Genomic DNA, 20537 nt, shown 5'->3' on the forward strand with positions numbered 1-20537 from the left:
TTTTTTAAATATAAAATGAATATTATTTTATATCAATAAAATCAAATAAATACAGTTACCAATCCAATTTAAAAAATTGATATTAGCTTGTTAAATTAAAAACCTTCACTTGAAATAAATATTTACGAATATTACTTACCACAACCTTGTAACCATCAAAAAAACAAACAATGACAATCAATTTACAGCCAGAATATTCACATTGACACATACTAATCACTCATAAAAAAACAAAATCAGCAATACTGTACAACCTGATCCTTTTCTTTGGTTTTAGTGCAGAACATCATATAAAAAAGCAACATTAGTGCCTTACTAATTATGCCAATCAAAAGCATAATAATTCATACTAAAGATGGAGAGTAAAGTAAATCGCTAACTTGACTGAACACATGAACAATCAGCCTATTAAATCAACCCATCTGAGATTCAACATACGCATTCTCTTGATACTAACGAGTAGAATGACTCATGGTTGATTTTTTACCCCCAATTTGTGGGTAGCGAGTTTTTTTAGTACTTGATGTTGAACTTTTTCTCTTATAAGCACCACCCATTGAAGAACTGACACCCTGTAAGGCTGAAGGTAATTGGGCACCCGCTTGGCTAATTAAGCTAGATAAGGTATTAAGTAACGGTGCCATAAAAGTCAGATATTTTGCTTCTTTTCGACTAATGGCATCTAAGTTACTCTCCCATAACGCTGTCATATCAGGAGTGGTTGCACTCACAGGTAAGCTATTAATCAGCCCTCGCCCCACATCGGTAGCCTGTATGAATTTACCTTGTCTGATCAAAAAATTTCGCTTAAACAATAATTCAATAATTCCGCCACGCGTCGCTTCGGTACCAAGGCCATCGGTATCTTTTAATATTTTTCGGATCTCAGGATCTGTCACATAACGATTTATGCCCGTCATGGCACTAAGTAAAGTCGCATCAGTAAAGTGTTTAGGCGCTTGAGTCTGTTTCTCCACTAACACCCCTTGGCCTGAGTGCAGTGGCTGGCCCTTTACCAGTTTTGGTAACACTTGTAATGTGTCTAATTCATGATCTTTGTTATCATTAGAAACCCCATTTTTGGGATCTTCTCTAGTAAAAAGCTGCTTCCACCCTAATGCTCTATCTTGTTTAGCTTTCGTTTTAAACTTACCACCAGCAATATCAACTACAACTAACGTTTCGTGATATTGATAAGGACCATAAAACTGCGCCAAATATTGACGCGCCACCTGTAGATAAATTTGACATTCTCGCTGACTCAACACCTTTAGGTTGACCATTTTTTCAGTAGGAATAATGGCATGATGTGCATCGATTTTCTTATCATTCCACGCCTTAGACTTAATCTTTAAATCGGGCTGTTCAGACCCTATAATCAACTCGCTAGCCCCGTTTAATACCGCACCAACCACTGCAGATGCCATTGAGTACTGCTCAACGGGTAAATAACGGCTATCAGATCTGGGATAAGTGATTAATTTATGTTTTTCATAAAGTGCCTGACAAATATCAAGCACCTCTTTCGCACTCATACCATAACGTTTAGCAGCATCAATTTGCAGAGCTGATAAACTATATGGCAAAGGTTGATTCTGTTGCTTATCTTTACTTTCAAGACTCAATACATGAGCAGGTTGCTCTGTTATCCTACTAACAACATTTTGAGCAAGTCCTTTAGAAAGCACCCGCCCCTCTTCATCCATATAAGCTTGGCATGCAACACTAGGTTGCCATTTCGCTTTAAAATTTTCACCTTTTTCAGTGGTGAGATCAGCTAATACTTCAAAAAAAGCATTGGAAATAAAATTGGTAATATCTTCATCACGGCGTACCACTAATCCCAATAAAGGTGTCTGCACTCGCCCTACTGACAATACCCCTTGGTAACCCACTTTACGCCCCTGTATCGTATAGGCACGCGTCATATTAAGCCCATAAAGCCAATCTGCACGTGAGCGGGCTAAAGCAGATGTCGACAGAGGAATAAACTCTCGATTACTGCGCATCTGACCTAATGCTCGCTTCACTGCCTGTGGATTTAAATCATTGATTAACAAGCGTTGAGTTGAATGTAATTTCTCTCCTTTTACGCCAAAATGTGCAATAACCTCATCAACCAAGAGCTGACCTTCTCTATCAGGATCCCCAGCATTCACTAATTGTGTGGCTTGCTTAACTAGCTTTCGTAACACCGTAAGCTGTGAACGGGTTTTAGGTTTCACTTTCATTTTCCACTTTTGTGGAATAATAGGAAGATGTTCAAACTTCCAGGATTTAAACTCCGGATCGTATTCATCTGGCTCAGCTTGTTCTAACAAATGTCCAATACACCATGAAACACAATCTCCATTGGCTGAAATAATATGCCCATCGCCTTTTTTATGAGGTTTTGGTAACACATCTGCTATAGCACGTCCCAAGGACGGTTTTTCAGCGATATAAAGAATCATAAGAAACACTCAACACTGTATAAATTACCAGTAACTTTAGCCTAAAGTGCTAATGTCCGCAATATACCGTTATGATATTAACTTAACCCTTTTCTTTCTCATTTAAATTTAAGGTTACCCTATAATAAAGCTAACCCTATTGAAGAAAGGGGGTAAGCAATAAAATCTATTTCAAGAAGTGAATTTAATTAGTTATTTCTATTAGATTGGGGCGTGCATTTGACTTAACGCTTATAAACCGCTGATTTTCTATCTGTACAAAGAGACCGACCATCCCTCTGGATTGAAGTACATTCCTAAATCACGCCAACATGCTCATGTCAAAGATCAATAAAAAATGATGTTACTGCATAAACTCAGGAGAGAGAAATAATGGTATCTAATTGTTAATCTTTATATTTCGTTGCCACAACAGAGAAAAGATTTTCAATTTCAACCAATGCATCCACTAAATGGGGATCAAAATGTGTGCCTTTTCCCTCTAGCACAATACTCATTGCAGCATCGTGCTGCATAGCATCTTTATACACACGTTTGCTAATCAGCGCATCGTACACATCAACTATCGCCATCATACGGGCACATAAAGGAATATTATCCCCAACTAGCCCATCAGGGTAACCACTCCCATCCCATTTTTCATGATGATAATGAGCAATATCTTTAGCAATGTGCAAAAAGGTAAAACCATCTGTTTCATCCATTTGTTTTTCTGCGGCATCTAACGCCTTAAACCCAAGATAAGCATGGCTTTTCATCACTTCGAATTCTGCTCCCGTTAACTTGCCAGCTTTCAATAAAATACTATCAGGTACACCCACTTTACCTAGATCATGCAAAGGAGCTGAAGTCGACAACTGTTCAATGTAATCAGGAGTCAGCATGTCATGGTACTTATCTTTAGTACTCAGTTGAACGGCAAGCAGTTTCATATAAATTTGAGTACGTTTAATATGAAACCCTGTATCGGGATCGCGAGTTTCTGCAAGGTTAGCCATCGCCATTATGCTTACATTTTGAACATTGACTACTTCTTGAGTACGTCGCTTGACCTCCTTTTCAAGTAACACATTTTGATTTTTTAAAAAGTCTTTTGAGGCCTTAATGTCTAAATGGGTTTTCACCCGGGCCAATAATAAGGGTGGACTAATGGGTTTAGTCAGATAATCAGCTGCCCCCAAATTAAATCCCATGGTTTCATCTTCAATGCTGCTTTTAGCAGTCAGAAAAATAATAGGAATATCACATGTTTCATGATCACGTTTAACACGTCGGCAGACCTCATACCCATCCATCTCAGGCATCATGATGTCCAATAGGATAATATCAATTCCCCCTTTATTAATGATATTTATCGCAACCACACCATTCACCGCTGCCTTTACTTGATAATTATCTTTTAAAAGTTCGTGTAATAACGTCAAGTTATCTGGAGTATCATCAACAATGAGTACTGTTCGTTTACTATCCTCTGTAAAAAAACCACTATCCAACGTCATTTTTAACTCCACACAACAATAAAATTAAGCCTATTGAAATTATAAGTCTAAAATAAATATTGCACCTAAAAAATGTCTCATCTTTCTTTATCAGGTGAATATAGGTAAATATCAATGTCGGTTAAGTTACGCTGGAGCATAGTAAAATGTCTTTAACCAAAGCTCACTTAAGTTATACATCTAAGGCCTTATTCTCATTAATACTGACAAGCCTATTCATTTGCATCACTTTTACTGTTTATCATCAACAAAACGAAGAGCACCTTATTGACAACTTTACACGTTTACATACCGCCAACGACTTACTCCATGAACTAAGAATAAGCACCAACCAACAAACTGCATTTGCTAAACTTTATGCTTTAACTGGGAGTGAGCGTTGGCTTGCTTTGTTTGAGCAAGTGATGGCTATTCGAAATGGTACCGCAACGTTTCCGGAAGGCACCTCTATCACTTATTGGGAAAAAGTGTTAAACCCCGAATTTAACCTCATAAAACTGAACGATATTTCATCAATAGATAGCTTTCCTGTTATAGATAAAATAAAAAAAATGGGTGCAAATGATTATGAGTTAACTCAGTTAAGTCTGGCACTACAACAAGCAAACGAAACCGCTGCAGATGAGCGCCGTGCACTCACTCGATTAACCAATAACCCTAATGCTAACCCCGATGTCATGAACAATTTATTGAGTGTTCAATACCTCAGTGATACCTCTAAAGTGATAACAATGATAGGCATAGCAAGTCGTTCCTTGAATGATAGGGCTTATGCGGAGCAAACTCTCAACATTGAGTCTGAGGAATTCATTTACAACATTCAAATGCTAAGCCTCTTTGTTTTCATTATCAGTATTATCTGCTTCTTTGTCTTGCAATGGCGCCTGTATATTTATCCACTTAAGAACATGCAAAAAATTGTTATTGACCATGTGGCTGAAAATAACTTCAATTTTGTGTTAGATGAAAATACCAAAGGTGAGATGGGGGTGTTCAATAAAGCGCTAAATAATGTACTTAAAAATGTCTCTGGACAGCTGCAACGTAACGCATTATTGAAAGATTTCAGTGTGGTGCTGCGAGGACAAGAGAACACAGAATCATTAGGTAAAGATGTTAATCATTTTCTAATTTCAAAACTCAACCTACCTTTAATTGGGATATACGTCTTAGATGGTGAAGCCTTAGAACGAGTCGCTGGTATTGGCTACAGTTCAGACTCTCCAAAACGTTATACCCATAATGATTCAACACATAAAAGCATTTTATATGGTCAAGAATACCGTCACTTCAAAAATTTAAACGATAAATACTCTATCATGCTAAACGGCAGCAACCTGTCATTAGCTGAAATGCATTACTTCCCTTTAGTCGTCAATCAATCGCCTGTTGGCTTACTCGAAATAGGCACCTTGTCTCCCCTGGAAGACAGTGTCGAGCTCTGGATAAAAGATGTCATCGACGATCTGGCTATTGGCGTGCAATTGACCCGCAACCTAGAGATACAAAAGAAAACAGAACTAAAAGTCGTCGAACAGCTGGAGCTGAACCGTCAAATCTTAGACGCCATCCCGAACCCGATGTATTACCGCAATGTCGACAGCGAATACATTGGTGTAAATGAGAGTTTTACCGCTTTCTTTGGATTATTTGAAGCCGATATTATAGGTTCAACCCCTAAAGATATTTTTGAAAAAGAAACAGCCCAACAATTTGAAAACTCAAAGACTCAACTGCTTGAAAATATTGGCTCACTTGACTACGAGGCACGTTTAATTAATGCCAACGGTGATTTAAGAGATGTCATGGTATATGAAGCGACATTCTTCTCCACCAAAGGCGATCCCGATGGGGTCGTTGGTTTACTGCTCGATGTCACAGAACGTAAACAAATGGAAGTTGAATTAAGAAAAGCGAAGGAGGCCGCTGATGAGGTCAGTAGAGCTAAGGGAGATTTCCTTGCCAATATGAGTCACGAGATCCGTACGCCAATGAACGCCATTATTGGTATGTCTCACTTAGCACTCAATTCTGATCTCAACCCTAAACAACGCAGCTATGTGAGTAAAATCGACATGGCAGCAAAATCACTGCTCGGGATCATTAACGACATACTGGATTTCTCGAAAATGGAAGCAGGAAAACTGGTCACTGAGAATGTTGATTTTAGACTGGATGAAGTACTTGATAATCTCACTAACATCATTGCAGTAAAAGCTGATGAGAAAGGCTTGGAATTTCTATTTGATATCGACCCTCGTATTCCACTTGCATTAGTGGGTGATCCACTACGTATAGGCCAAATTCTTATCAACTTATGTGGTAATGCCATTAAATTTACTGAATCGGGTGAAGTCGTTGTCAAAGTCCAATTACTTGAACAAACCGACTCAATACTCAGTCTTCAATTTGATGTGAGTGATTCAGGGATCGGCTTGTCACCAGAGCAGCAAGAAAAGCTGTTTAAGTCCTTCTCTCAAGCAGATGCGTCCATCACTCGTAAATATGGCGGCACAGGCTTAGGACTGACCATCTCTAAACGGTTAGTTGAAATCATGGGAGGAAAAATTTGGGTCACCAGTCAAGCAGCTCAAGGTTCAACTTTCTCCTTCACTTTAGATTGTGAGTTGCAAGATGCAAAAATGAAGAAAAACTACCAACCAATCGAAAATTTAATTAATAAGCCTATGCTTGTTGTGGATGACAATGATGTGGCTAGAGAAATATTGGTTAACTTACTTACTATGATGAAATTTTGTCCTTCTGCTGTTAGTAATGGACAAGAAGCACTCTCGGCAATCGAAAATGAAAACATTAACCCGTATGAATTAGTTTTTATGGATTGGAACATGCCAGGCATTAATGGGATAGAAACCATTAAGAAGATCAAAGCAATGGATCTCATCAAACAACCAAAAATTATTCTAGTTACTGCCTACGGCCGTGAAGTCGGCATGACCGATGATATTCAACAATTGCTTGATGGGATCATTATCAAACCCGTTAACCCTTCCATTCTTTTTGATTCTGTAATGAATGCATACGGCATAGAAAACCTCAAGCTTAAAGACCATGGTAAACATGAAAACATTGAGGAAATAAAGTTAGACTTAAGTGGAAAGTCGATACTACTTGTTGAAGATAATGAAACTAATCAAGAAGTTGCTGTAGGAATGATGGAGCCTTTTAACCTTGATATCACTGTCGCAAATAATGGTCAGGAAGCCTTAGATAAATTAGCTGAAACCAGCTTTGATCTGATACTCATGGACATGCAAATGCCCGTAATGGATGGTATTACAGCTACGGAAACGATCCGTAAAAACACACAATATGACCACTTACCTATCGTTGCGATGACAGCAAATGCCATGGAAAGCGATGTGCAAAACTGTAAAGCCGCGGGCATGAACGACCACATAGGTAAGCCCATCGACTTTACGATCCTTAAAACAAAACTCAGACAGTATATCCTTGAGTTCACCCCTGAAAATTCAAAAAAATCGATTATTAATGAGCAAGAACACACTGATAAAAACGAATTCACAGAAATTAAAGAATCCAATCTTGAATGTAAAATAGATGAGGTACCTGGTATTGATATCGCGTTAGGCATATCAAGGATTGGAGGTAATACAACTAAATATTGGGAGATACTAGAGCGCTTTGTCATTTCACAGATTGAGGCAATGATTAATCTCAAGCAAGCTATGATCATTAAAGATATTGAAACAGCGACACGGACTGCACATTCACTGCGCGGGGCAGCCTCAAATATGGCGGCAGCAACCCTGTCTGATATGGCAAAAGAGATAGAGGATTCACTCAATAACCATATTTATCCTGAAGAAGTCGAAGTTGATAGGATCATCGAACACCTACACACCCTACGTACTCATATCGAAGTAGCAAAGCCAATAGTGACTGAGTCTCCAATTCCAAAGCAAGAGCCAGTAGAGTCTATTGATGATAATGTTTCTCTAGACACGTTAATCACTATGATAGAAAATTATGACACTCAAGCACTAGAGGAAATACACAGAGTTAAACACTCTCTGATTAGTCATCCATTAGATTTTAATGACATCGAGAAAGCCATTGAAACTTTCGATTTTGATAAAGCCAAAGAATTAACTGAAAAACTGATGGAAACGGCAACCCATAAATAAAAAAACCGATCCATAAAGATGAGAACGGTTTTTTTACTGTTGAAGAATATCGTCTAATCAAGTATTACAGTGCTTAACCCACTAAGGATGACAAACATTATGCAATTCTAAATTAGTTCCTATATCTTTATTTTTATTGGCTTTTGCATCATCATTACGTAATTGTGTAATGTGGTCAAGATAAGCTTGGTCGACATCATTTGTAATATAATTACCATCAAAAACGGATGTTTCAAAACGTTTTATCTCTGGATTTTCCATGCGAACGGATTCAATAAGATCTTCTAGATCTTGAAAAATCATACCATCCGCACCAATCATTTTACTGATCTCATCCACGTCTCTTCCATGTGCAATAAGCTCACTGGCCGTCGGCATGTCGACGCCATAAACATTCGGAAAACGAATTTCAGGCGCCGCTGAAGCAAAATAGACCTTCTTAGCACCCGCTTCACGGGCCATCTCAATGATCTGCTCAGAGGTAGTACCACGAACCACTGAATCATCAACAAGTAGTACGTTTTTACCTTTAAACTCCACCCCTATAGCATTGAGCTTACGACGCACTGACTTTTGGCGCTCTTGTTGACCAGGCATAATAAACGTGCGACCAATATAACGGTTTTTAACAAAACCTTGACGATATGGAAGCGCTAAATGACGTGCAATTTCAAGCGCGGTGTCACATGAAGTTTCAGGAATTGGAATGACCACATCAATATCATGGTCTTCCCACTCACGCTTAATTTTTTCGCCTAACTTAGCCCCCATATTGACACGACTGCCATACACTGAGACTTTATCAATAGTCGAATCTGGACGGGCAAAATAAACAAACTCAAATAAGCAAGGCGCATAGCTTGGTGAATCAGCGCATTGCTGAGTATATAATTCACCTTCAAGCGAAATATAGACCGCTTCGCCAGGTGCAACATCACGCATGAGCTTAAAACCAACAGCGTCTAAAGCCACACTTTCAGAAGCCACCATATATTCAGTGCCATTTTCAGTCTCTTGTTTACCAAGAACCAAAGGACGGATCCCGAACGGATCACGAAAAGCCACTAAACCTTGACCGATAATCAAGGCTGCAACGGCGTAGGCACCACGAGTCAATGAGTGTACTTTTGCTACGGCATCAAATACTTCTTCAGCGCTTAAATTTTCATTTTTACACTGCTGGATCTCATCGGCAAGTAGATTCAACAAAACCTCAGAATCTGAAGTGGTATTGACATGACGACGTTGCTTAATCAGGCGATCATGTAACTCAACCGTATTGGTCAAATTACCATTGTGAACCAATGAAATTCCAAATGGAGAATTCACATAAAAAGGCTGTGCTTCAGATGCACTTGAACTGCCAGCAGTAGGGTAACGAACATGACCTAACCCTGCACAGCCCTGAAGACGAAGCATATGTTTAACTTCAAACACGTCTTTTACCAGACCATTCGCCTTACGCAATCTAAATGCACTACCATCAACCGTCACGATACCTGCAGCATCTTGTCCTCGATGTTGTAGTACAGTTAGTGCATCATAAATTGGTTGGTTAACCGCAGTTCGACCAACTATTCCGACAATACCACACATGGGTAAGCTTCCTCATTGTAAGATGTTCTGATTAGTTAGAACCTTAAGCTATTAATAAAAAAGCTATTTAGGAACCGATAATACGTAAATCATTTTATATTTTTGGAACAAAACTAGACGTGTTTTCCACGTAATCAAAAAACCATTGAATAACGACACCAAATTCTGGCACTATTTTGGAACTCTGCCACCAATCGGTATTGGGTGCACCAGTAAAAGCATCCATAAAAAACAATAAAGCACTCGCAATTAACGCACCTCTTAGTGCACCGAAACACAAACCAAGTACTCTATCTGTCCCAGATAGCCCAGTTTTATCCACTAATTGCCCAACAAGGTAATTAATTAACGCCCCAAGAATTAATGTTGCAATAAAAAGGATAGCAATGGCAATGCCATTACGTAACATTTCATCTTGCATCTGAGTGAGATAAACTGAGAGATCTTGATAAAACTGACTGGCAACAAAAAATGCAGCAAACCAGACCACAAGTGACATGGCTTCTTTAACGAAACCACGAAGCAAACTAATAAGAGTCGATACTCCTATAACAGTAAAAATGGCGTAATCAATCCAGACCATTGGAAAAGTAATCCAGCAAAGGAGTTAAGACGGCAAGATCTTAACAGAGACTAAAGACATTCTCACCATAATGATGAAAAATATTGTTTCTATTTCTAATCACTGTTTTCGACTGAAGCTGCCTATTGACATAAATCGAGTAAAAAACAATCATGATTTAATGTGAAAAAACTGTATTTTGACTAAAAATAGAACGGTAACACCCTAATGTTAAAAAGCCATCGGATCGTAATTAACAATACGTCCAGTCAGTTTAGTTAATTTCTTAATATCGGAACGTAACGCTTGTAATTTGCTTTTTGATACATCAGGCCCTACAAATACCTTAGTGAGCTGCCCATCTATAGGGTGTTCAGGTAGTGTATAAGCAGTAAAACCTTTATTTCTTAATTGTTTAACTAATCCATTCACATTAGTCGCACTCTTAAAACTGCCTAACTGTAAGGTATAGGCCAACACACTCGACTTGTTAAGCTTATGAGAGATTGATGCCGCTTTACTCTCTTGAGCCTCTTTCTCCTCAATTGCATGCACTAATTCATCGAGTTCATCTGGAGCAGAGTTTGACCCCGATTCAATTTCACTCAGCTCCACAGACTTAATCTCTGCTTGAGGTAATTCGACCTTTTTCACTTCTGGACGCAGTGGGATCTCCGCAAAATGCTCAATTTGATGTTCTGTTTTACCGTCTAAAATATCCGGTAAAAAGATGACCCCTAAGGCAACAAGAACGATAACTCCGACTAGGCGGTTCTGAAAATGACTAGACAATTTGCCTCCCTAAAAAACCATTGAAATACTTAAAAATTGAGTGTTAAGGCTTTAAATTCAGCCACCGTATAAAAAGATCCAAAGACTATCACGGCATCATCCGGAGTCAGGATTAAACTAAGCTCACTCCATGCCAACGCTAGATTCGTATATTGTGATGAGGAGCTTGAATCACATAATGCCGCTTGTAAATCTTCAGGAGTCGCACTTCTATCCGTATCAAGCCCGATGAATACCCAATGATCAATTTTTTCGTCTAAAATATGGATGACTTGCGTGCAATCTTTATCTTTTAGCATGCCACATACGGCAAATAAACGTGTAGGCTTAATCGCGTTTAAACGAGTCGCGAGATACCTTGCAGCATGAGGATTATGGGCAACATCAAGCATGATCAAGGGTTGCTGACTCACCACTTCTAATCGGCCCGCTAAACGGGCATCTGAAATCGCCCGCTTAATGAGCTCAGTAGAAATATTGGGCCACCCCAACTCGATAACAGCCAGAGCGGTCGCAGCATTTGGAAGCGGTAATTGTGGTAACGGCAGTTGAGTCATTGAACGACTTATGCCATTAAAATCCCATTGTTGGTTATTGTCCACACTCAATTGATAATTAAAATGCTGATTAACACAGTAAAGATCTGTGCCTTTATGCTTCGCGACCTCTAACAAACTATTGGGGATGTCAGGCTCACCTACTATCCCAGGCTTTAGCGTCCTAAATACCCCCGCTTTTTCAGTCGCAACGGAATCTCGAGTAGTGCCTAAGTATTCCTGATGGTCTAGATCAATCGATGTGACCACTGCGATATCAGAATCAATCATGTTGGTCGCATCTAATCGCCCACCTAATCCAACTTCAAGCAAGATCACATCTAACTTTACTGACTTAAATATAAAGAGCGCTGCCAATGTTGCGAATTCAAAAAAGCTTAAAGAAATATTCTCCCTAGCAGCATTTATCATCTCAAATGCTTGAATTAACTGCTCATCCTGCGCATCCTTACCATTTATTCGAACACGTTCATTATACTTGAGTATATGGGGTGAGCTGTACACACCTACAGTGTAGCCAGCCAGCAATAAAATATGCTCAACGATAGCACAAGTGGTTCCTTTGCCATTCGTCCCTGCAACGGTCACCACCTTTGTCTCACCTAAACTTCTCAATCCCAAACGATCAGCAACGATAGAAACTCTCTCTAATCCCATATCAATCTCTTGAGGATGTATGGCAATAAGATGATCTAACCATAACGCTAAACTGGTATTTTTTTCGGAGGTAATGGACATTATTGTTAGCTTCCCAACTATTTGAATAATCTTAAAGATATAACACTACATACTGATACTCAATCCAGCATAAACAGGGGACCTAACGCAAGCTTTGGCAATTCATAACGCTCTGGATACGTCACCTCTACCATATACAGCCCATTAGGTTTAGCTGTTGGGGCAGCTTTGCTTCTATCTTTTAGTGCAAGCAACTCAGGGATCCACTCATGGGTCCGTGATCCCAAACCCACTTCAATCAACGATCCCACTATGTTTCGTACCATATGATGTAAAAATGCATTAGCTTTGATGTCGACACAAATATACATTCCCTGGCGAGTCACACTGACCTCATGAACATGACGGTTTGGTGATTTGGATTGGCAATGGAGTGCCCTTAAACTGGTAAAGTCATGCTCACCTACTAAATGCTGAGCAGCGTGATGCATCTTATTTTCATCTAAATGGGTTCTATAGTGACTCACCCCAGAACGTAAAATACCAGGACGTAACGGGTAATTATAAATCATATATCGATATCGACGCGCCGTTGCAGAAAAACGAGCATGAAAATCGTCATCAACCACTTTAGCCCACCTTACCGCAATATCATCAGGTAAGTTTACATTGACCCCTAAGGTCCAAGCTGACTCTTTACGTATTGCAGTGGTATCAAAGTGAACAACTTGTCCTGTCGCATGAACCCCTGTATCCGTTCTTCCTGCGCATTGAACACTAATCTTTTCATTCGCCACTGTTGACAGCGCTTTCTCTAGCTGAGCTTGAACTGAATCAACTTCCAGCTGACGCTGCCAGCCGAAATATTTACTGCCATCATATTCGATACCTAACGCTACTCGCATACCACCTCTATACATACCGCTAACCCACTATTAAAAATAACAGGTAATACTCAAATCTATTTGGTGCTAAATTCTAACATAATGGATGACCAATCTCATGCGGTAAAGTCGACAAATAACTTCAAATCTGGTTTACATCCATTATCTTAAATTAATAGCCAATTAACTGATCAAAAATGGCGCTGAGTGCGCCATTTTTGAGTCTAATAAAACCATACTCTAGTCGAGTGTTTTAACCAGCCCTTCAGCTTCTTCTTTCTGCCTATCATTTCCATCAAGCTCAACTTCCTTAAGTAAAGCGATGGCACTGTCATTATCTTCTATCTCTATGTAAGCTCGAGCCAGATCTAATTTAGCATTAATTGAATTTTCTTCATCATCAACGTCCACCATAGCAGCATTGCCCATCAAATTATCAAGTTCTCCCATATCAACATCGAGCTCTTTATATTGATCCATGTCGGCTGTATCTTCCTCAGCCTCATTCAATAACCGATCGATATCAATAAAATCATTATCTTTCTTAAACGCCGTAATGTCATCTTCAGCAATATCACTTACCGATACGTTAATCTCTTCTTGTGCATCTAAGTCCGCTTCATCGGCAGCTTCATCAAGGTTATCTATCTCTAGCTCAGCGGCAATGTCTGCACTTAAATTAGCCAAATCATCTTCGGCCTCTGTGTCTAAGCTCTCAATTGCTAACTCTGCCGCAATCTCTGTACTTTCATCAATCAAGTCATCTTCGGCGTCTATATCTGCTGCTGTTTCTTCGACGGTCGTATCACCTGCATCATTATTGTCAGGCTCATCACTCTCATCAAGTCCGGCAAGCAATGAATCTACATCCGCTTCATCGGCAGCTTCATCAAGGTTATCTGTCTCTAGCTCAGCGGCAATGTCTGCACTTAAATTAGCCAAATCATCTTCGGCCTCTGTGTCTAAGCTCTCAATTGCTAACTCTGCCGTAATCTCTGTACTTTCATCAATCAAGTCATCTTCGGCGTCTATATCTGCCGCCGTTTCTTTGACGGTCGTATCACCTGCATCATTATTGTCAGACTCATCGCTCTCATCAAGTCCGGCAAGCAATGAATCTAAGTCCGCTTCATCGGCCTCTTCATCAAGATTATCTATCTCTAACTCAGCGGCAATGTCTGCACTTAAATTAGCCAAATCATCTTCGGCGTCTATATCTGCCGCCGTTTCTTCGCTAGCCGTATCACCTGCATCATGATTGTCAGGCTCATCACTCTCATCAAGTCCTGCAAGCAATGAATCTACATCCGCTTCATCGGCCGCTTCATCAAGGTTATCTATCTCTAACTCAGCGGCAATGTCTGCACTGAGATCAATCGAATCATCTTCAGTGTCTATACCTGCCACCGTTTCTTCGCTAGCCGTATCACCTGCATCATGATTGTCAGGCTCATCACTCTCATCAAGTCCTGCAAGCAATGAATCTAAGTCCGCTTCATCGGCCGCTTCATCAAGGTTATCTATCTCTAACTCAGCGGCAATGTCTTCACTGAGATCAATCGAATCATCTTCAGTGTCTATACCTGCCACCGCTTCTTCGCTAGCCGTATCACCTGCATCATGATTGTCAGGCTCATCGCTCTCATCAAGTCCTGCAAGCAATGAATCTAAGTCCGCTTCATCGGCCGCTTCATCAAGGTTATCTATCTCTAACTCAGCGGCAATGTCTTCACTGAGATCAATCGAATCATCTTCGGCGTCTGTATCTGCCGCCGTTTCTTCGCTAGCCGTATCACCTGCATCATGATTGTCAGACTCATCGCTCTCATCAAGTCCTGCAAGCAATGAATCTAAGTCAGCTTCATCGGCCTCTTCATCAAGATTATCTATCTCTAGCTCAGCGGCAATGTCTGCACTGAGATCAATCAAGTCATCTTCGGCGTCTGTATCTGCCGCCGTTTCTTCGACGGTTATATCACCTGCATCATTATTGTCAGGCTCATCACTCTCATCAAGTCCTGCAAGCAATGAATCTAAGTCCGCTTCATCGGCGTCTTCATCAAGGTTATCTATCTCTAACTCAGCGGCAATGTCTTCACTGAGATCAATCGAATCATCTTCGGCGTCTGTATCTGCCGCCGTTTCTTCGACGGTTATATCACCTGCATCATGATTGTCAGGCTCATCACTCTCATCAAGTCCTGCAAGCAATGAATCTAAGTCAGCTTCATCGGCCTCTTCATCAAGATTATCTATCTCTAGCTCAGCGGCAATGTCTGCACTGAGATCAATCAAGTCATCTTCGGCGTCTGTATCTGCCGCCGTTTCTTCGACGGTTATATCACCGGCATCATTATTGTCAGGCTCATCACTCTCATCAAGTCCTGCAAGCAATGAATCTACATCCGCTTCATCGGCGTCTTCATCAAGATTATCTATCTCTAACTCAGCGGCAATGTCTTCACTGAGATCTGCCGAATCATCTTCGGCGTCTGTATCTGCCGCCGTTTCTTCGACGGTTATATCACCGGCATCATTATTGTCAGGCTCATCACTCTCATCAAGTCCTGCAAGCAATGAATCTAAGTCAGCTTCATCGGCCTCTTCATCAAGATTATCTATCTCTAGCTCAGCGGCAATGTCTGCACTGAGATCAATCGAATCATCTTCGGCGTCTGTATCTGCCGCCTTTTCTTCGACGGTTATATCACCGGCATCATTATTGTCAGGCTCATCACTCTCTAAGTCAGCTTCATCGGCCTCTTCATCAAGATTATCTATCTCTAGCTCAGCGGCAATGTCTGCACTGAGATCAATCGAATCATCTTCGGCGTCTGTATCTGCCGCCTTTTCTTCGACGGTTATATCACCGGCATCATTATTGTCAGGCTCATCACTCTCATCAAGTCCTGCAAGCAATGAATCTAAGTCCGCTTCATCGGCGTCTTCATCAAGGTTATCTATCTCTAGCTCAGCGGCAATATCTGCACTGAGATCTGCCGAATCATCTTCGGCGTCTGTATCTGCCGCCGTTTCTTCGACGGTTATGTCACCGGCATCATTATTGTCAGGCTCATCAAGTCCTGCAAGCAATGAGTCTAACTCTGCCTCATCAACCTGCTCATCAATGGTGTCGGTCTCTAATACTGCCGTAATTTCATCACGTAAATTCGCCAACTCATCTTCAGTATCTTGTACTGTTTCGTTTGCCGTAGTATGACTCGCATCAGCCTCATCAAATCCAGCAAGTAACGAATCTAAATCAGCTTCATCCTCTGGCTCTTCTGCTGTAACATCTCCTATCTCCGTTACATTTTCTTCCGCTATGAGAGAATCAAGATCTGCTTCGTCTTCATCAACTGGTACTGAACTCGTATCTTTCTCATCTGTATCAAAGCCTTCTAGGAGAGAATCTAAATCTTCCTCTTCATTACCATCTTGCTCGCCCATGGCTTCAGCCCAAAGCTCATCTAAAGATTGCCCTTCATCTTCACTGGCATCATCAATATCTTCCTCTTGGCTTTCGAGATCATTTGAGTCAATAAAGACTTCTCCTGCCATATCAGTTTCATCGCCATCAATTTCCATCTCAGCTTCTGGCTGCAATTCACTGGAGTCGACATTCATCAAGAGATCAAGAGAATCATCTTCTTCCCCATCCAGATCCACCGACATCTCATCGAGACTATCTTCAGCTCCATTGTTAATAACATTAGCACTTGCTACCGGCTCAATATCCGATTGTTCAGGGCTTTCCTCTGCAACACTCTCATTGCGACGACGCTTTAAAAATACCCAGAGTAAAAACAAAAAGGCAAAGGTTGAGATCCCAGCTCCCAGTAATAACACTAATGGATCGTCCATCAACGTTTTCCAGTTTATCTCATCTTCTTTGGGTGCAAGAAGCTCCAACTGAGCCTGTTTATCTTTTAAGGCTTCAGCATAAGCTTCAGCATCGGCAGATAATGATGCATTTTTTACACTGCTTGCTTGAAGCTGTTCCTGTAAAATAGCTATTTCTTCATTCTGCTCATCAATCTTCTTCGTGAGTCCTTCTATATCATTACCACTGATATTCAGTTCATCTTGCGCTCTTCCCAATGCATCAGTAAGCTGTAAATTCTTATCTTCTAATGCTTCAAGTTTCATCTCTAGTTGACGGTTAGTAATATTGTCTTGTTTAATCGATGTTTCAGAAGGACTGGGAGGCTCTGTTTGAGTAACAGATGAAGTTTCTGCTTTAGTCGTTGTGGGGGATAAAGTAACCGTCGGCTTAGCTACTACTTTTTTCCAGCCAACATCATTACGTTCTGCCCGTTGTTTCGCTAAACTTTTTGGGATAGCTAACATTTGTTCTTTAGGCGGGATAAGAAGTATCATTCCTAATACGAGACTATTGTAATTTGGATTAGAAAATGCATGAGGGTTTGCATCATAAATCGCCCCCATGACTTGATAAATACTAACGCTAGGATCAGGTTGCATCTTTTGCGCTATGCTCCAAAACGTATCTGAAGAACGTGTTGGACCATATTGCCTTCTAGTCTCCCTAGCCTCACCATTAGGCCCTGTTATCTTCAGGCCCGCTGCAGACGCTGTTTGTCCAATCGAACTGGTAACAATAATGAGTAATACGCAGATAATCAAACCGACAAAATACGGAGTGCGAAAGTTCATTAATTCTTCCCTTTCAAGTGCAGTGGTACTACTCATAAAATCTTAGCTTTAGGCAATTGTATTCATTGAGATTACTATAAACCAGAAATCCAAGGTCTGCTACTATTCACAATTCAAAACAACAGTAAAAATAAAAAAAGCCTGCATATGGCAGGCTTTCTTAACAAAATCGGCTATTAATAGGCTATTGAACTACATTATCAGTAATAATCTCTTATAAGTACTTCAGCTATCTGAATACTATTAAGTGCTGCACCTTTTCTAATATTATCAGAAACAATCCACAAATTAATGCCATTATCGTGTGAAATGTCCTTACGTACACGGCCCACATACACCGGATCACTACCCGCTGCATCAGTTACGACTGTTGGATACTCATCATCAGATTCAAACAATACTATCCCTGGCGCATCACGCAGCACAGATTTAACATTCTCAGCATCAACAGGTTGTAATGTCTCTAAATGTACCGCTTCAGAATGACCATGAAAAACAGGTACACGAACAGCCGTTGGATTAACAACAATATTTTCATCACCAAAAATTTTCTGGGTTTCCCAGACCATTTTCATCTCTTCTTTGGTATAACCGTTGTCCATAAACTGATCAATATGCGGTAAGGCATTAAACGCTATCTGTTTAGAATAAGCTTTTGGCTCAACAGGTAAACCTTGAAGTAAATTGGCACATTGACTTGCCAGCTCTTCAATCGCTTGCTTACCAGAGCCCGACACTGACTGATAAGTTGCCACATTTATTCGTGAGATCCCAAATGCATCATAGATAGGCTTTAAAGCGACCAACATCTGAATTGTAGAGCAGTTTGGATTAGCAATAATATTACGATTACGAAAATCGGCAATCGCTTCAGGGTTCACTTCAGGCACCACTAACGGTATATCAACCTCATACCTAAAGTGTGATGTGTTATCAATAACAACACAACCTTGTTCAGCAGCGATAGGTGCCCACTTCGCTGATACATCGCCACCAGCAGAGAAAAAACCTATCTGAGCTTGGGACCAATCAAACGTATCAACATCAAGAATTTCTACCTGTTTACCGTGAAAGTTAACCGTTTCACCTGCGCTACGGCTGCTGGCAAGTGGGTATAAATTCGCTACGGGGAAATGACGCTCTTGGAGGATCTCTATCATAGTTTGACCCACTGCACCTGAAGCACCTAATACGACAACATTAAATTCTTGTGACATAATTACCGACCAACTCCTGAAAAACCTAAATTGAGCAACCAATTTACCTCACATTGCCCAGAGTTTGCTAGCATTAACGCACTAAATTCACGTCTATGCTTATGATTTTTTCTCATTAAGTCAAAACTATTGTCATTAGACAAATTAATGAGGCCTTTTTTTGCCGGATCTTCAAACATTTTAGTTCTAAACACTTCATCGTCATCACGCAGATCGTACACAAAACGACACAGCTGAAGTAGCGACTTTTCAGACAATTCACCAGCCAATAGCACTTGTTCAATACTAAACGAAGGTAAAAGCGCAAACATATCTTTATCAGCTTGCATGCAAAGGGTTTCCATCAATGCTTGATAGAGCATAAACGTACCGCGAGCCTTACCTTCCAGGCTATAGCCTGCAATATGAGGCGTTGCAAATTCAACAAAAGGGATTAGTGTCTCCATCGGCTTGGGTTCGCCTTCCCAAACATCTAGGACAACCTTAAGATCTGGACGAGTTGACTTAACTTTGATCAAAGCTTGATTATCAATCACCTCACCGCGACAACAGTTCAATAACCAAGTGTTGACTTTTAAACGATTAAGTCTGTCCTCATCGAACAAGTACCACGTTTTATGCACACCACTTTTAGTAATGGGTACATGTAAACTGATCACATTAGCGCGATCAATAAGCTCATCTAAAGAAACAAACTCACGAGGGTCTAGGGTCTCTATCAAAGGATCATGTAATAGAACTTCAACACCATAAGCCTGAAGACATTTAGCCAATGCACTGCCTGTATTTCCGGCACCAATGATACCAACCACTTTATCCTTAAGAATAGCACCAAACCTATTTGCCAACTCCAGCATAGCGATAAAAGCAAATTCTCCAACCGCTGTGGCATTACAACCTGGCGCATTGGCAAACGAAATTTTGCGATAGTTTAGGTAATTGATATCAATATGATCTGTACCTATGGTCGCGCTGCCAATAAATTTAATATGATGATTCAGGGCTAATAGAGACTCATCCACATACGTCACTGAACGAACCAAAAGCACATCAGCATCTTTCACCATCTCAGGGGTTAATGTGCGGCCGTTGACCAGCTCAACCTGGCCTAGTTCTCCAAATAACTCTTGTACATAAGGCATGTTTTCATCGGCTATGATCTTCATTATTTCTCCTGAAGGTATTGGGTACGATATTCTAGCAAGATAGAGACAGCTTGAGAATTAAGCCAGATTAGATTTTCTGTTTAATTTGTATATCTAAGGAGTACTCTTAAATAATGTCACAGCAGCGCTTACTAGAATTTTGAATGATCTTACTCTGATTGGATGTTCCGCTTGATACCAGCGTAAATTTTATCCATTTGACCGTCTAATAGCCGCTTCGAACAACATAAATCCAATAGCAAAACAGCTAAACCCATAAACAGGATTATTTTGCCACCTTTGATACA

General features: G+C 40.4%; 11 protein-coding genes. 1 reads left to right on the forward strand and 10 read right to left on the reverse strand.

Translation table 11 applies throughout. From position 1 onward, the window contains the following. Positions 1 to 452: 452 nt before the first annotated feature. Positions 453 to 2453, reverse strand: a complete 2001-nt coding sequence (locus tag HQQ94_RS14380) for a DNA topoisomerase III (protein WP_173295065.1) — start codon at positions 2451 to 2453, stop codon at positions 453 to 455. A 386-nt stretch (positions 2454 to 2839) separates the two neighbouring features. Next, complete coding sequence (locus HQQ94_RS14385) at positions 2840 to 3952, reverse strand: HD-GYP domain-containing protein (RefSeq protein WP_173295066.1); 1113 nt, start codon at positions 3950 to 3952, stop codon at positions 2840 to 2842. Positions 3953 to 4098: 146 nt separating this feature from the next. On the opposite strand from HQQ94_RS14385, the gene HQQ94_RS14390 reads away from it, so the two are divergent. Next, positions 4099 to 8121 carry a response regulator gene (locus HQQ94_RS14390; RefSeq protein ID WP_173295067.1) on the forward strand — a complete coding sequence of 1341 codons (4023 nt, stop codon included), beginning with the start codon at positions 4099 to 4101 and terminating at the stop codon, positions 8119 to 8121. A gap of 81 nt (positions 8122 to 8202) precedes the next feature. On the opposite strand, the gene purF is transcribed toward HQQ94_RS14390, so the two are convergent. The 8 genes from purF to HQQ94_RS14430 all read right to left on the reverse strand — a co-directional run bounded on the left by purF (position 8203) and on the right by HQQ94_RS14430 (position 20250). Then, a complete protein-coding gene (gene purF / locus HQQ94_RS14395; RefSeq protein WP_173295068.1) occupies positions 8203 to 9717 on the reverse strand; it encodes an amidophosphoribosyltransferase in 1515 nt (504 codons plus the stop codon). A gap of 94 nt (positions 9718 to 9811) precedes the next feature. Next, positions 9812 to 10300 (reverse strand): CvpA family protein, encoded by a 489-nt coding sequence (locus HQQ94_RS14400; protein WP_173295069.1) that lies wholly within the window; start codon positions 10298 to 10300, stop codon positions 9812 to 9814. A 210-nt stretch (positions 10301 to 10510) separates the two neighbouring features. Continuing rightward, positions 10511 to 11071 (reverse strand): SPOR domain-containing protein, encoded by a 561-nt coding sequence (locus tag HQQ94_RS14405; protein ID WP_173295070.1) that lies wholly within the window; start codon positions 11069 to 11071, stop codon positions 10511 to 10513. A 29-nt stretch (positions 11072 to 11100) separates the two neighbouring features. Next, positions 11101 to 12366, reverse strand: coding sequence for a bifunctional tetrahydrofolate synthase/dihydrofolate synthase (gene folC, locus HQQ94_RS14410; RefSeq protein ID WP_173295071.1), 1266 nt, complete (start codon positions 12364 to 12366; stop codon positions 11101 to 11103). Between the two features lie 59 nt (positions 12367 to 12425). Beyond that, positions 12426 to 13211 carry a tRNA pseudouridine(38-40) synthase TruA gene (truA, locus tag HQQ94_RS14415; RefSeq protein ID WP_173295072.1) on the reverse strand — a complete coding sequence of 262 codons (786 nt, stop codon included), beginning with the start codon at positions 13209 to 13211 and terminating at the stop codon, positions 12426 to 12428. 219 nt (positions 13212 to 13430) lie between these two features. After that, positions 13431 to 17903 carry a FimV/HubP family polar landmark protein gene (locus HQQ94_RS14420; RefSeq protein WP_173295073.1) on the reverse strand — a complete coding sequence of 1491 codons (4473 nt, stop codon included), beginning with the start codon at positions 17901 to 17903 and terminating at the stop codon, positions 13431 to 13433. Positions 17904 to 18067: 164 nt separating this feature from the next. Next, positions 18068 to 19084, reverse strand: a complete 1017-nt coding sequence (locus HQQ94_RS14425) for an aspartate-semialdehyde dehydrogenase (RefSeq protein ID WP_173295074.1) — start codon at positions 19082 to 19084, stop codon at positions 18068 to 18070. A 2-nt stretch (positions 19085 to 19086) separates the two neighbouring features. Beyond that, on the reverse strand, positions 19087 to 20250 hold the full coding sequence (locus tag HQQ94_RS14430; protein ID WP_173295075.1) for a 4-phosphoerythronate dehydrogenase: 1164 nt from the start codon (positions 20248 to 20250) through the stop codon (positions 19087 to 19089). Between the last annotated feature and the right edge of the window lie 287 nt (positions 20251 to 20537).

The sequence above is a fragment of the Shewanella sp. VB17 genome (assembly GCF_013248905.1).
Classification (GTDB): Bacteria; Pseudomonadota; Gammaproteobacteria; order Enterobacterales; family Shewanellaceae; genus Shewanella.